Origin of the sequence: Hoeflea sp. BAL378 (assembly GCF_000759435.1) — a bacterium.
GTDB lineage: Bacteria > Pseudomonadota > Alphaproteobacteria > Rhizobiales > Rhizobiaceae > Hoeflea.
The window spans coordinates 20,513-33,220 of the sequence record NZ_JRJG01000014.1; the positions used below are offsets into that span (position 1 = coordinate 20,513).

Below are 12,708 nucleotides of genomic sequence, written 5' to 3' on the forward strand. Positions count from 1 at the left end.
AAGACCTTCCCCGATGCCCGCGCCAGTCCTCAATTTCAGCCGCGACGAATATGCCGGTCGCCTCGCCAAGACGCGCAAGGCCATGGAGGAAGCCGGGGTCGATGTCATCATCGTCTCGGATCCGTCCAACATGGCCTGGCTCACCGGCTATGACGGCTGGTCGTTCTATGTCCATCAATGCGTGGTGGTGGGCCCCGACGGCGATCCGGTCTGGTTCGGCCGCGGCCAGGACGCCAATGGCGCGCGGCGGACCTGCTATCTCGCCGAGGACCGCATCATCGGCTATCCCGACCATTACGTTCAGTCGGCGGTGCGCCATCCGATGGACTATCTCTCGGGCAAGCTCGAGGAACGCGGCTGGGCTGGCAAGCGCATCGGCGTCGAGATGGACAATTACTGGTTCTCGGCCGCAGCCTTCGCCTCGCTGCAGAAGCACCTGCCGAACGCGAAGTTTTCCGACGTCACTGCGCTGGTCAACTGGCAGCGCGCCGTCAAGTCGGCCCAGGAGCTCGACTACATGCGCAAGGCCGCCCGCCTGGTCGAACGCATGCACAAGACCATCACGGATAAATGCGAGGTCGGCTACCGCAAATGCGATCTCGTCGCCGACATCTACGAGGCGGCGCTGCGCTATGACGACGGGCTCGGCTTCGGCGGCGACTATCCGGCGATCGTGCCGCTGCTGCCCTCGGGCCCGGACGCCTCGGCGCCGCACCTGACCTGGGACGACCAGCCGATGAAATCGGGCGAGGGCACCTTCTTCGAGATCGCCGGCGTCTACAAGCGCTACCACTGCCCGCTGTCGCGCACCCTGTTCCTGGGCAAGCCGACCGAAACCTTCATCGAAGCCGAGAAGGCCGTGCTCGAGGGCATGGAGGCGGGGCTCGAAGCCGCCAAGGCCGGCAACCTGTGCGAGGACATCGCGCACGCCTTCTTCAAGGTTCTGAACAAATACGGGATCACCAAGGACAACCGCACCGGCTACCCGATCGGCATTTCCTATCCGCCGGACTGGGGCGAGCGCACCATGTCGCTGAGGCCCGGCGACAAGACCGTGCTCGAGGAGAACATGACCTTCCACTTCATGACCGGGCTGTGGATGGACGACTGGGGCTTCGAGATCACCGAAAGCATCGTCATCGGCAAGACCGGACCGGAGTGCCTCGCCAATGTGCCCCGCCGGCTGTTCGTGAAGGACTAAGTGCAACATGCCCGCCAACCCGATCGTACCCACCATTCCGCTGCACGAGGACGGCGCCCATCACGGCTTCCTGAGGCTGCCCTACAGCCGCGACGATTCCGCCTGGGGCTCGGTGATGATCCCGATCACGGTGATCAAGAACGGCGTCGGCCCGACGGCGCTGCTCACCGGCGCCAATCACGGCGACGAATATGAAGGCCCCATCGCGCTGATGGAGCTTTCGGTGACGCTCAGGCCCGAGGACATCGAGGGTCGCGTGATCATCGTGCCGGCGATGAACTATCCGGCCTTCCGCGCCGGCACCCGCACCTCGCCGATCGACCGGGGCAACATGAACCGATCCTTCCCGGGCTCGCCGAGCGGCACGGTGACGGAGAAGATCGCCGATTATTTCCAGACCGTGCTGCTGCCGGAGGCGAGCATCGTGCTCGATTTCCATTCGGGCGGCCGGACGCTGGATTTCATTCCCTTCGCCTCCGCCCATGTGCTCGAAAACAAGGAGCAGCAGGCAGCCTGCGTCGCCGCGGTGGAAGCCTTCAACGCACCCTACTCGATGATCATGCTCGAGATCGACACGGTCGGCATGTACGACACCAGCGTAGAGGACCAGGGCAAGGTCTTCGTCACCACCGAGCTCGGCGGCGGCGGCACCTCGACGGCGCGCTCGAACGCGATCGCCAAGAAGGGCGTGCGCAACGTCTTGAAGCATGCCGGCATCCTGAAGGGCGAGCTCGAGACCGGGCCGTCGGTGATGCTCGACATGCCCGACGACGACTGCTTCGTGTTCGGCCGGGACGACGGCCTGTTCGAATCGATGAAGAACCTCGGCGATCCGGTCGAGAAGGGCGAGATCATCGCCCGGGTCTGGCCGCTCGACCGCACCGGCCGGCCGCCGATCGACTACCGCGCCAACCGGTCGGGCATCCTGGTGTCGCGCCATTGCCCCGGCCTGGTCAAGTCGGGCGACTGCATGGCGGTGGTCGCGGTCACGGTCTGAGCCTCTTTCCCGAAACGATGCCCTGCGTGCCTCCCGGCGCGCGGGGCTTTTGCCGTGACCGGTCGGCAGGATCGATCCGCCGATCCGCGGCGTCGGTGCTGTGGGCGAAGCGTGAGGACGCTCTTGCAAATTGAAACATGAATCAGTATTCATGTTGAATGTCGACCAATGCTTACCCGAGAACCAAGAGAGGCGTCGCCCGTCGCGAGCAGATCCTGCGCGCCGCGGAAGCGATGATCGGGGCGCAGGGCTTCTCCGCGGCCTCGATCGCCGACATCACCCGCCATGCGAAGACGGCGCTCGGAACCTTCTACATCTATTTTTCCGGCAAGGAAGACGTGTTCCGCGAGCTGGTCCTGGAGATGGGGCAACTGACCCGCGCCGTCATCACCAAGGCGGTGGCCGGCGCGCCGAACCGGCTCGAAGCCGAGCGCGCCGGGCTCAAGGCGTTCCTGCAATTCGTCATCGAGCGGCCGTCGCTTTACCGCATCGTGGAAGAAGCCCGCTTCATCGACGCCGACGCCTACAAGGCCTATTTCACCAGCTTCGCCCGGGCCTATGCCGCGCAATTGAGCGAAGCCGCCGCGGCGGGCGAGCTCAGGCCCGGCGACGCCGAGGTCCGCGCCTGGGCGCTGATGGGCATCGCCAAGACTTTGGGCGAGCGCTACGTGCTGTGGGACGACACTTCCGACATCGACCACGTGGTCGACGAGGCCTTCTCGATGATAAGGGACGGTCTGGCGCCATGACAGGGCTTGTGAGGGCGGAGATGACCGGCCTGCCCGACGGCGGAACCTGCGCCCGGTTGACCATGCGCGCGCCCCGCGCCAATGCGCTGGAGCCGGGACTGCTCGCCGACCTCGCCCGCGCGCTCGACGACGCCGAAGCAGCCGACGCCAAGGTGATCCTGCTCTGCGGCGGGCCGAATTTCTCGAGCGGCGGCGATGTCCGCGCCTTCCAGGCGGCATGCCTGAGCGGCGAGGCCACGGCCTATGCAGCCGAGGTGGTGCCGGCGCTGCAGGCGCTCGTCCTCCGCCTGATCGCCATGAAGCGGCTTGTCGTGGTGGCGGCGCGCGGGGCGATCACCGGCGGATCGGCCGGGCTGCTGTTTGCGGCCGACCTCGCGGTGCTGGCGCCCGACGCCTTTGTGCAGCCCTATTATTCCCGGGTCGGATTTGCGCCCGATGGCGGCTGGACCGCGCTGCTGCCCGAGCGCATCGGCGCCGGCCGCGCGCTCGAATGGCTGCAGTCGGACCGGCGGCTGTCGGCGGAAGGCCTGCGCGCCATGAGCCTGGCGACCGCCGTCTCGGACACGCCGGAGGCGGACGCGGAGGCTCTCGCATCGCACGGCGCGCTCGGCGTGCGTCTCGCCGCCAAGGCGCTGATCTGGGATGAGGCGCGCCGGGAAAGCATCCATGCGCGGCTCGAGGCAGAAACCGCTTCCTTCCTCGACCGGATCGCGCGCCCCGAAACGCTGCGCGGCATGGAGCGGTTTCTCGTGGGCCTGGGAGGCAGGAGCGATGTTTGACGACATTCCGGACATGGCGGCCAAGCGCGCCGAGATATCGCCCGACAGCGTAGCCTTCGTCGATGCGGAGAGCGGCCGGCAGTGGCGCTTCGACGAGATAGACCGGGCCGCCAACGGCGTCGCCGCCGGTCTCAAGAAAGCCGGCCTGGGCGAGGGCGACCGGCTGGCGATGCTCTGCCTCAACCGCGTCGAATTCTTCGTCACGCTGTTTGCCTGCCAGAAGACCGGCATCATCCTCTGCCCGCTCAACTGGCGCCAGCCGGCGCCGGAACTGGTGGAAACGCTGGAGCCCGTGGGCGCCGGCGCGCTGATCCACGACGCGACCCATGCGAGGCTCGCCGCCGACGTGGCGCAGGCCTGCGCGCTGCCGCTTTTCGGCATGGAAACCGATCTGGCGGGATGGATCGCGGCCCCGGCCCCCGCGATCGCCGCAGACGTTCCCGCCACGAGGCCCTGGTACCTCCTGTTCACCTCGGGCACGACGGGCCGGCCCAAAGCCGTGATCCAGACCGCGCGGATGGCCTGGGCCAATGCGGTGAACATCTCCCAGGCGACGCGGATGACCGGCGACGACCGTTCGGTCAATTTCCTGCCGCTGTTTCACACCGCAGGCATCAATCTCTACACATTGCCGCTGTTCCTGATGGGCGGATGCTCGACGGTGCTGCCGAAATTCGAGCCGGGCCAGATCTTCGATCTTCTCAGGCAGGGCCGGATCAGCCAGTTCTTCGGCGTCCCGGCGATCTACCAGGCCTTCAGCCTGCTCCCAGACGTGGGCGAAATCGACTGGAGCACGGTGCGGTGCGGCTGCGGCGGCGCGCCTTTGCCCGAGCCGCTGATCCGTTTCTTCGCCGGCCACGGCGCCAAGGTCTTGAACGGCTTCGGCATGACCGAGACCGGGCCGACCGTGTTCCTGATGGATCCGGACAATGCCGAGACCAGGATCGGCTCCGTCGGCCGGGCGCAGATGCTGACCCAAATGCGGCTCGACGGCGTCGCCGCCGGCGAGCCCGGCGCGGGCGAGATCCAGCTCAAGGGCCCCAACATCACGCCGGGCTATTACCGCAATGACAAGGCCACGCGCGAGGCCTTCACCGACGACGGCTGGCTGAGGACCGGCGATGTCGGCCGCCGCGACCCCGACGGCTACATCTTCATCATCGACCGGATCAAGGACATGTATATTTCCGGCGGCGAGAACGTCTACCCGGCCGAGGTCGAGCGGGTGCTCAACGAACATGCCGACGTGCTTGAGGCCGCCGTCATCAGCATGCCCGACACGCGATGGGGCGAGGTCGGCGCGGCCTTCATCATCGCCCGGCCCGGCGCCAGCCTCGATCCCGAGGAACTGCGGCGCTGGAGCCGGGAACGGATGGCCGCCTACAAGGTGCCCGTCCGGGTGACGCTGGTCGAGGACCTGCCGCGCACCGCGGCGGGCAAGGTGCGCAAACCCGACCTGAGGAGCCTGCTGCCATGATCATCGATCTGTCCTCCGCCTGGACGCCGACCCAGGCGGAATTCGACCTGTTTGCTAGGATTTCGGGCGACGACAACCCGATCCATGTCGATCCGGCGTTTTCGGCCCGGACCGCCTTCGGCCGCACGGTGAGCCACGGCATGCTGATCTACACGAAATTGTGGGGCATGCTCACCGCCGCCCATCCCGAAATCACCCAGGTGAGCCAGACGATGATGTTTCCCAATCCCTGCTACACCGGGGAGCAGGTCGAGCTCACCGTCAGCGGCGTGTGCCCGGGGACGCTCACGGTGCGGGCGCTGAGGGCCGAGGACGGGGCGGAGCTGCTGGTCGGCGAAACGGAGGTGGCGTGATGGAACTCGGACAGGCGGCGGAAACAAGCCGCAGCTACAGCCGCGCGGATCTCGAAGGCTTCGCGTCACTCGGCGGGTCCGCGGTTCCCGCCACCGTGCCCGAACCGCTGATCGCGGCGCTGTTTTCCTACCTGCTCGGCGTCCACCTGCCGGGTCCGGGCACCAATTACCTCAAGCAGGACCTGAAGTTCCTCGCCAAGGCCGCCCCGGACACGGAACTGACCGCCAGGGTCGAGATCACCCGGCTTCGCCCCGACAAGCACCTGGTCGATCTCTGGGCCACCTGCACCGACGCCAGGGGCGTGCTGATCTGCGAGGGCCGGTCACTGGTCAAGGCGAAGGACGTGACGGCATAATTATATATGCCTGAACGGGATTGGCCGCGCCGGTCAGAGGCTGCCGGCGAACTCCACCAACCGGTCGGCAAAGGCCTGCGGCTCTTCCAGATGCGGCGAATGGCCTGACTCCGCGAAGACATGCATCTCGCCGCGCGAGGCCGTGGCTGCCAGCCATTGGGCGGCCGAGGCCGGATAGACCCGGCTCCGGGCGCCACAGGCGGCGAGGAGCGGGCATCCGATCCGCCCGATCAGCGGCCTGTAGTCCATGGCGGTCATCGCCTGCCACATGGCGATCATCCGCTCAGGGTCATTCGCCAGTATCTGCTCAAGCGCCGCCTGCCGGCTGTAACCGGCAGCACCCTCGCGACTGCCGAACATGGTGGTGGCGATCGCCTCGCTCATGCCGCGCCAGTCGGCGATCATCCGCTCGGTGGTGGCGGCGAGATCGGCCTCGCTTTGCCCGATCAGCCCATGCGGCCAGTCGGGCCCGGAGCCGAGCTTCGGGCTCATGTCCACCGTCACCAGGCCCGCGATCCTGTCCGCGCCGAACTCGGCGAGGAACCGCCAGGCCACCGCGGCGCCCATCGACCAGCCGACCAGCAGCACGTCGTCGAGATCATGGGTCTCGATGAGATCGGCCACCGATTGCGCGCACGCTGCCAGCGACGGCTCCCGGTCGGCGAGGGCGCCGTGGCCTGGAAGGTCCGGCGCGTGGCACACGAGCGAGGCGGGCAGCCGGGCGATGAGATCGTCGAAGATCGCGCCGCGCATGGTCCAGCCATGCAGCAGCACCAGCGGGCGCGGCCGGGGCATGTCCAGCGCCACCCTCAATCCCCGGACCTGAGCCGTCCGACAATGCCGGTGGGGAAGAAATAGACGCTCAGGATGAACAGCACGCCGAGCCACAACAGCCAGCGGTCGGGATCGAGCAACTGCGGGATCAGCGGCAAGCCTTCGGTGGCGCCCGAGGCCATGCCCATCAGGTTCTGCAGATAGTTCTGCGCCAGCACGAACAGCGTCGCGCCGATCACCGCGCCATACATCGTGCCCATGCCGCCGATCACCACCATCAGGAGGATGTCGAGCATGATCTCGAAGGACAGCGTCGTGTCGGGCCCGACATAGCGCAGCCAGATGGCGAACAGGCTGCCCGCAAGTGCTGCCACCGCCGCCGACAGGCAGGTGGCGAGCGTCCGGTAGAACACCACCCGGTAGCCGATGGCCTCCGCGCGGAAATCATTCTCGCGGATCGCCTGCAGCACCCGCCCGAAGGGCGAGTTCACCACCCGGAGCAGGAGCAGGAACAGCAGGAGCGAGGCGAAGAAGACGAGATAGTAGTTGAGGATCTTGCCGGAGATGTTGACCCCGAACAGTTCCCCGAGCTTGAAGGCCGGGGTGAGCTCGCGCGGGATCTGGTAATTGAGCCCGTCCTCGCCGCCGGTCAGCCCCGAGAGCTGGCTTACCAGCACCGCCACGGCGGAGGCGACGGCGAGCGTGATCATCGCGAAGAAGATCGCCCGGACGCGGAGCGAGAACAGCCCGATCATCAGCGCCAGCACGGCCGCGGCCGCGGCGCCGGCGAGCGTGCCGACGAGGAGCGCATCGTAGCCGCGCCCCATATGGGTCGAGGCCAGCGCCACCCCATAGGCGCCGAGGCCGAAGAACATGGTGTGGGCGAAGCTGACGATGCCGGAATAGCCCAGGAGAAGGTCGTAGCTCGCCACCAGCACGATGAAGATGCATATCCGCGCCGCCGTCTCGAGCGAGCGCACGCCCGGAAACAGGAACGGCGCGAAGGCGAGCCCAATGAGGATGGCCAGTAGGACGATCGTAAGGATCAGCGAGCGTGGACGGTCGCCCGACAGGGTCCGGTTGAGGAATTGTGCCGCCATCTTACTTCGCCTTCACGACTGGCATCATGCCCTGCGGCCGCCACATCAGGATGGCGGTCATCAGCGCGATGTTGGAAATCAGCGCCAGCTTGGGTTCGAGGAACGCCACGTAGTTCTGCAGCAGTCCGACAAGAAGCGCGCCGATGAAGGCGCCCTCGACCGAGCCGAGCCCGCCGATGATGACGACGATGAACACCAGGATCATCATCTCCTCGCCCATGCCGGCGGTGATCACCTCCTGGTAGAGCCCCCACATCACGCCGCCCAGCCCGGCAAGCGCGGAGCCCGCGACGAACACCCCGATGAAGACGAGCTTCAGCCGGTAGCCGAGCGCCTCGACCATCTCGCCGTTCTGCACGCCGGCGCGGACGATCAGCCCGATCTTGGTGCGCTTGAGCACCAGCCGCATCGCCACGAACAGGGCGAGGCCGAAGACCACGGCGAGCAGCCGGTATTTCTCGATCGCGGCCCCCGCGAAGGTCACCGCGCCCTTGAGCATCTCCGGCCGGGTAAGGAAGATCTCGTCGGGTCCCCAGACCACCTGGATCAGCTGCTCGATGACGATGAGGCCGCCGACGGTGACCAGGATCTGCTTCAAATGCGCGCCATAGACCGGGCGCACGATCACCCGCTCGAAGCCCCAGCCGAGGAGGCCGGTGACGCACATGGCGGCGACCACCGCGGCGAGCACCGCCGCCACGTTGAGCACCAGCGAAGGAGCGCCGGTCCAGCCCTCGAGCGCCAGCAGTGCCGAGATGCCGACATAGGCGCCCACCGAGATGAAGGCGCCGTGGCCGAAATTGATCACGTCCATCAGCCCGAACACCAAGGTCAACCCCGAGGCCATGATGAAGATCATCATCCCCATGGCCAGCCCCGAGACGGTGAGCGTGAGCCAGCTCGAGGTCGATCCGATCGACAGGAAGCCCAGCACCACCAGGATCGGCACCAGCAGCAGCGGCATCATCTTGCCGATCGACTGGGTCATGGACAGGGCCGAGATCTTGGGCGCGTGCCCGGGTGCTGCGGTCATCTCAGTGCGCCTCCATGCTCAGGCCCATCAGCCGTTCCTGCAGCGCCGCGTCGCCGGCGAGTTCGGCCATCGTTCCGGCCCAGACGATGCGGCCGTCATCCATCACCGCCGCCGTGTCGCCGAGCGCTTTGGCCACGGCGAAATTCTGTTCCACCAGCAGGATCGACGCGCCCCTGGTCTTGAGGTCGCGCAGCGCGCCGGCCATGGTCGAGACGATCGCCGGCGCCAGGCCCTTGGTCGGCTCGTCGATCAAATAGAGCTGACGCTCCTCGGCCATGACGCGGGCGATCGACAGCATCTGCTTCTGCCCGCCCGACAGGTTGCCGGCTTCCGACTTCCAGAAAGTCCTGAGCGGCGGGAAGGCGGAAAAGATCCACTCGAGCCGCGCTTGCTCGAGCGGGCCGGAGGCCGCGGCCAGCACCATGTTCTCCTCGACCGTGAGGTCGGAGAAGATGCCCATGTCCTCGGGCACGAAGCCGATCCCCAGGCGCGCGCGCGCCGGCGTCGGCATGGCGGTGATGTGCGTGCCGTTGAAGCGGAGGCTGCCCGATTTCGCCTGCCAGTGGCCGATGATGGTGCGCAGCGTCGTGGTCTTGCCGACGCCGTTGCGGCCCAAAAGCATGGTCACGCCGCCGCGCGGCACGACCAGGTCGACGCCCTGCAGGATGTGGTACTGGGCGATGTCGGTGTGGACGCCGGAGAGTTCGAGGATCGGATCAGACATCGGCCAGGTCCCGTCCCATATAGGCTTCCTGCACCACGTCCGAGGCCATCACCGTGGCCGGGTCGCCGTCGGCGGCGAGCGCGCCGTTGTGCAGCACGATGATGCGGTCGGCGAGCGAGCGGATCACGTCCATCTTGTGTTCGACCAGCAGGATGGTGCGGTCGGTGTCGGCCTTGAGCTCGGCGATCAGGTCGAGCACCACCGGCGCCTCGTCGACGCTCATGCCGGCGGTCGGCTCGTCGAACATGTAGACCACCGGATCGAGCGCGATCAGGATGGCGACCTCGAGCTTGCGCTGGTTGCCGTGGCTGAGCGCGCCGACCTTCTGGTCGCGCAGGGGCTCAAGCCGCACCCGCTCCAGCACCGCCATTGCCGCGACCGTGAGCTCGGTATGCGCGCTCGCCATGGAGAAAAGATTGAAGCCCATGCGGCGACGCGCCTGGATCACCAGCCGCACATTCTCGAGCACGGTGAGATCTGGAAACAGGTTGGTCAACTGAAAGGCGCGCCCCAGGCCCTTGCGGCAGCGCACCGCCACCGGGTCGCGCGTCACATCCTCGCCCATCAGCCGGACGCTGCCGGCGGAAGCGGTGACCTGTCCGGAGATGAGATTGAAATAGGTTGTCTTGCCGGCGCCGTTGGGACCGACGATCGCGGTCAGCTCTCCGGCCCGGAAGCTGCAGGTGACGGCATCGACCGCCACATGGCCGCCGAAGCGGACGGTCAGGCTGTCCGTTTCCAGAAGCGTCTGTGTCATGGCGCACCCATCGGAAGAAGAAGATGCCGCGGGCGCGCCATAGCGGGCGCCCGCGGTTTTCGGGCCTCAGTTGCGGACCGGGATGTCCATGTCGTCGATGCCGATCTCGCGCACCAGCACCGGGACGCCGTAGTCCTTGCCGTCCTGCACCTCGGTGCGGAAGTGATACATCGCCTGCAGCGCCTGGTGGTCTTCCTTGCGGAAGCGCATCGTGCCCTTGGGCGTTTCCCACTCCATGCCTTCCATTGCCGAGATCAGCGCCTCGGTGTCGGTGGAGCCTGCCTTCTTGATCGCCTCGACCACGGCGATGCCGGCCGCCATGCCGCCGGCGGTGAAGAAGTCCGGCGGCGAGCCGAAGCGGGCCATGTGCTCCTTGACCAGCCAGTCGTTGACCGGGTTCTTCGGGATCTCGTAGTAGTAATAGGTGGCGCCTTCCATGCCCGGAAGTTCCTTGTAGGCCGTCAGCGCCGCCAGGATGTTGCCGCCGGTGGCGATCTCGATGCCGAAGCGCTTGGGATCCATGGCGTTGATCTTGCCCATCGGATTGCCGCCGCCGGCCCAGATGATGAACAGCTTCTTCTTGCCTTCGACGCCCTCCATGGCGTTGAAGATGCGCTCCGCCGCGGCGGTGAAGTCGGTGGTGTCGGTGGGCACGTATTCCTCGTGCGCGATCTTGGCGCCGGTGGGGGCGAGCGCCTCGCGGAAGGCGGCGACGCCGTCGCGGCCGAAGGCGTAGTCCTGCGCCAGCGTGGCGATGGTCACGCCTTCGCCGCCCAGGGCCACGGCGTTGGAGATGGCGTCCTGCGAGGAATTGCGGCCGGTGCGGAAGATGTAGCGGTTCCAGTCCGCGCCGGTGATCGAGTCGGCCACGGCCGGCTCGACGACGAGGATCTTCTCGTATTCCTGGGCGACCGGCAGCATCGCCAGGGCGACGCCCGAGCTGACCGGCCCGACGGCGATGTCGGCCTCGTCGTCGCCATAGGCTTCGGCGAGCACAGCCTTGCCGATGTCGGGCTTGAGCTGGGTGTCCTTCTCGATGACGACGATCTTCTCGCCGTTGATCTCCATGGTGCCGTCGGTAGCGTATTCGAGGCCGAGCATCAGCCCGGCATGCGACTGCGCCGCATAGGCCTCGAGCGCGCCGGTCTTGCCGTAGACATGCGCAATCTTGATGTCGGCGAGCGCCGGGACCGTCAGCAGCACGGCTGCGGCGCCGCTTGCCAGTAGCGTTCTCATCTTCATTTGGGTCTCCTCCCCTGAGCGAACAATGGTGAAAACATGAAACATGAATCAATATTCATGTCAAGGTTCAACCGAAGCCGCGAACGCCGTGCGACAGGGCGCGGGAGGGGACTGGGCCGAAGGCGGGAAGGGCGTGGGCCGGGGTCCGGGCACACGGGCGCGGGGCAGTCCGCCGCTCGCCTGGCGCTGCTGCGGATGCAGTGCTGCGGAGCCCGGATGGCCGCCGGATCCCCCGGCGATGCGCCGCGGCTCAGGCCGCGGGACGCCGTCGGGCGCGGTTCTCGCCGCTTATGTTGATCCAGTTGGCGAGAATGATGACGCCGCCGCCGATGAGGATCAGCAGGTCGGCGCTTTCGCCGAACAGCACCATGCCCACCACCGCGATCAGCGGCAGCCGTGTGAAGTCGATCGGCATGACGAAGCTCGCCGGCGCCAGGGACAGCGCCGTGGTCAGGCAGTAATGCGCCATCAGCCCGGAGACGCCGATCACCACCAGCCAGGGGAAGGTCGAAAGCGTCGGCAAGGTCACCGACCCCTGCAGCGCGAGACAGATGAGGCCGAAGCCCATCTGCAGGCTCGTCAGCCAGAACAGGATCGAGACGATGCTCTCATGCCGCGTCAGCGCCTTGGTCATGATGATGGTGGCGGCGAAGAACACCGCCGAAGCCGCCGCCGTCAGCAGGCCGGGCTCGAGCGCGCCGAAATCCGGCCGCGCCACGATGAGAATGCCGGCGAAGCCCAGCCCGGCCGCGACCACCCGGTATCCGGTCAGCCGCTCGCCCAGGAACAGAAGGCCCAGCACGATCACCCAGATCGGCGTGGTGAATTCGAGCGCGAACACCTGCGCCAGCGGAATCGAGGCGAGCGCGAAGAACCACAGGTTCTGTCCGGTGAAATGGAACAGGTTGCGGAAGGCATGCTGCCTGATCCGCTCGGTCCGGATCTCCCACAGCCGGCGGTTGGCCGCGGCCAGCGCCAGCACGATGACGAGGCCGACGAGCGAGCGGAAGGTCATGATCTCGAAGGTCGAGTGCACCGCCGACACATAGCGGCCGGCGACCGCCATGGTCGAGAACGCCACGATCGATCCGATCATCCAGAGGGCGGCAAGGCCGGGCCGGTGGGTTTGGGGCATGCGTCTTGTCTTCCCGTGGAACCGGCGCCTG

General features: G+C 67.0%; 14 protein-coding genes. 7 read left to right on the top strand and 7 right to left on the bottom strand.

Features of this window, described 5'->3' with window-relative positions:
* Positions 1-13: 13 nt before the first annotated feature.
* From doeA to LL06_RS04475, 7 genes are all read left to right on the top strand, one after another.
* A complete protein-coding gene (doeA, locus tag LL06_RS04445) occupies positions 14-1,201 on the top strand; it encodes an ectoine hydrolase DoeA (protein ID WP_035522781.1) in 1,188 nt (395 codons plus the stop codon).
* A 7-nt stretch (positions 1,202-1,208) separates the two neighbouring features.
* On the top strand, positions 1,209-2,198 hold the full coding sequence (gene doeB, locus LL06_RS04450) for a N(2)-acetyl-L-2,4-diaminobutanoate deacetylase DoeB (protein ID WP_035522785.1): 990 nt from the start codon (positions 1,209-1,211) through the stop codon (positions 2,196-2,198).
* 158 nt (positions 2,199-2,356) lie between these two features.
* On the top strand, positions 2,357-2,947 hold the full coding sequence (locus tag LL06_RS04455; RefSeq protein ID WP_035522788.1) for a TetR/AcrR family transcriptional regulator: 591 nt from the start codon (positions 2,357-2,359) through the stop codon (positions 2,945-2,947).
* Positions 2,944-3,726 carry an enoyl-CoA hydratase/isomerase family protein gene (locus LL06_RS04460; RefSeq protein ID WP_052161207.1) on the top strand — a complete coding sequence of 261 codons (783 nt, stop codon included), beginning with the start codon at positions 2,944-2,946 and terminating at the stop codon, positions 3,724-3,726. The genes LL06_RS04455 and LL06_RS04460 overlap by 4 nt, the downstream gene beginning before the upstream one ends.
* The gene (locus LL06_RS04465; protein ID WP_035522793.1) at positions 3,719-5,203 is read left to right on the top strand and encodes an AMP-binding protein; all 1,485 of its coding nucleotides are present in this window, start codon (positions 3,719-3,721) and stop codon (positions 5,201-5,203) included. The genes LL06_RS04460 and LL06_RS04465 overlap by 8 nt, the downstream gene beginning before the upstream one ends.
* Positions 5,200-5,556 carry a MaoC/PaaZ C-terminal domain-containing protein gene (locus tag LL06_RS04470; RefSeq protein ID WP_035522795.1) on the top strand — a complete coding sequence of 119 codons (357 nt, stop codon included), beginning with the start codon at positions 5,200-5,202 and terminating at the stop codon, positions 5,554-5,556. The genes LL06_RS04465 and LL06_RS04470 overlap by 4 nt, the downstream gene beginning before the upstream one ends.
* Complete coding sequence (locus tag LL06_RS04475) at positions 5,556-5,912, top strand: phosphate acetyltransferase (protein ID WP_035522797.1); 357 nt, start codon at positions 5,556-5,558, stop codon at positions 5,910-5,912. Before LL06_RS04470 ends, LL06_RS04475 begins: the two co-directional genes overlap by 1 nt.
* 33 nt (positions 5,913-5,945) lie before the next feature.
* Here the strand turns inward: LL06_RS04475 and LL06_RS04480 are convergent, their stop codons facing one another.
* The 7 genes from LL06_RS04480 to LL06_RS04510 form a co-directional block, all read right to left on the bottom strand.
* Positions 5,946-6,707 (bottom strand): alpha/beta fold hydrolase, encoded by a 762-nt coding sequence (locus tag LL06_RS04480; RefSeq protein WP_152599493.1) that lies wholly within the window; start codon positions 6,705-6,707, stop codon positions 5,946-5,948.
* A 14-nt stretch (positions 6,708-6,721) separates the two neighbouring features.
* Positions 6,722-7,786 (bottom strand): branched-chain amino acid ABC transporter permease, encoded by a 1,065-nt coding sequence (locus tag LL06_RS04485; protein ID WP_035522799.1) that lies wholly within the window; start codon positions 7,784-7,786, stop codon positions 6,722-6,724.
* Position 7,787: 1 nt separating this feature from the next.
* Complete coding sequence (locus LL06_RS04490) at positions 7,788-8,774, bottom strand: branched-chain amino acid ABC transporter permease (RefSeq protein ID WP_201772311.1); 987 nt, start codon at positions 8,772-8,774, stop codon at positions 7,788-7,790.
* A 46-nt stretch (positions 8,775-8,820) separates the two neighbouring features.
* Entirely contained in the window at positions 8,821-9,543 is a 723-nt protein-coding gene (locus LL06_RS04495) for an ABC transporter ATP-binding protein (protein ID WP_035522804.1), read from the bottom strand.
* Positions 9,536-10,300 carry an ABC transporter ATP-binding protein gene (locus LL06_RS04500; RefSeq protein WP_035522806.1) on the bottom strand — a complete coding sequence of 255 codons (765 nt, stop codon included), beginning with the start codon at positions 10,298-10,300 and terminating at the stop codon, positions 9,536-9,538. The genes LL06_RS04495 and LL06_RS04500 overlap by 8 nt, the downstream gene beginning before the upstream one ends.
* 66 nt (positions 10,301-10,366) lie before the next feature.
* Entirely contained in the window at positions 10,367-11,536 is a 1,170-nt protein-coding gene (locus LL06_RS04505; protein WP_201772312.1) for a substrate-binding domain-containing protein, read from the bottom strand.
* 256 nt (positions 11,537-11,792) lie between these two features.
* Entirely contained in the window at positions 11,793-12,677 is an 885-nt protein-coding gene (locus tag LL06_RS04510) for a DMT family transporter (protein ID WP_035522813.1), read from the bottom strand.
* Positions 12,678-12,708 lie beyond the last annotated feature (31 nt).

Excerpts from the sequence above, each read along its gene's own strand:
- doeA (WP_035522781.1), top strand. The coding sequence starts at position 14 with ATGCCCGCGCCAGTCCTCAATTTCAGCCGCGACGAATATGCCGGTCGC.
- doeB (WP_035522785.1), top strand. The coding sequence starts at position 1,209 with ATGCCCGCCAACCCGATCGTACCCACCATTCCGCTGCACGAGGACGGC.
- LL06_RS04455 (WP_035522788.1), top strand. The coding sequence starts at position 2,357 with ATGTCGACCAATGCTTACCCGAGAACCAAGAGAGGCGTCGCCCGTCGC.
- LL06_RS04460 (WP_052161207.1), top strand. The coding sequence starts at position 2,944 with ATGACAGGGCTTGTGAGGGCGGAGATGACCGGCCTGCCCGACGGCGGA.
- LL06_RS04465 (WP_035522793.1), top strand. The coding sequence starts at position 3,719 with ATGTTTGACGACATTCCGGACATGGCGGCCAAGCGCGCCGAGATATCG.
- LL06_RS04470 (WP_035522795.1), top strand. The coding sequence starts at position 5,200 with ATGATCATCGATCTGTCCTCCGCCTGGACGCCGACCCAGGCGGAATTC.
- LL06_RS04475 (WP_035522797.1), top strand. The coding sequence starts at position 5,556 with ATGGAACTCGGACAGGCGGCGGAAACAAGCCGCAGCTACAGCCGCGCG.
- LL06_RS04480 (WP_152599493.1), bottom strand. The coding sequence starts at position 6,707 with ATGCCCCGGCCGCGCCCGCTGGTGCTGCTGCATGGCTGGACCATGCGC.
- LL06_RS04485 (WP_035522799.1), bottom strand. The coding sequence starts at position 7,786 with ATGGCGGCACAATTCCTCAACCGGACCCTGTCGGGCGACCGTCCACGC.
- LL06_RS04490 (WP_201772311.1), bottom strand. The coding sequence starts at position 8,774 with ATGACCCAGTCGATCGGCAAGATGATGCCGCTGCTGCTGGTGCCGATC.
- LL06_RS04495 (WP_035522804.1), bottom strand. The coding sequence starts at position 9,543 with ATGTCTGATCCGATCCTCGAACTCTCCGGCGTCCACACCGACATCGCC.
- LL06_RS04500 (WP_035522806.1), bottom strand. The coding sequence starts at position 10,300 with ATGACACAGACGCTTCTGGAAACGGACAGCCTGACCGTCCGCTTCGGC.
- LL06_RS04505 (WP_201772312.1), bottom strand. The coding sequence starts at position 11,536 with ATGAGAACGCTACTGGCAAGCGGCGCCGCAGCCGTGCTGCTGACGGTC.
- LL06_RS04510 (WP_035522813.1), bottom strand. The coding sequence starts at position 12,677 with ATGCCCCAAACCCACCGGCCCGGCCTTGCCGCCCTCTGGATGATCGGA.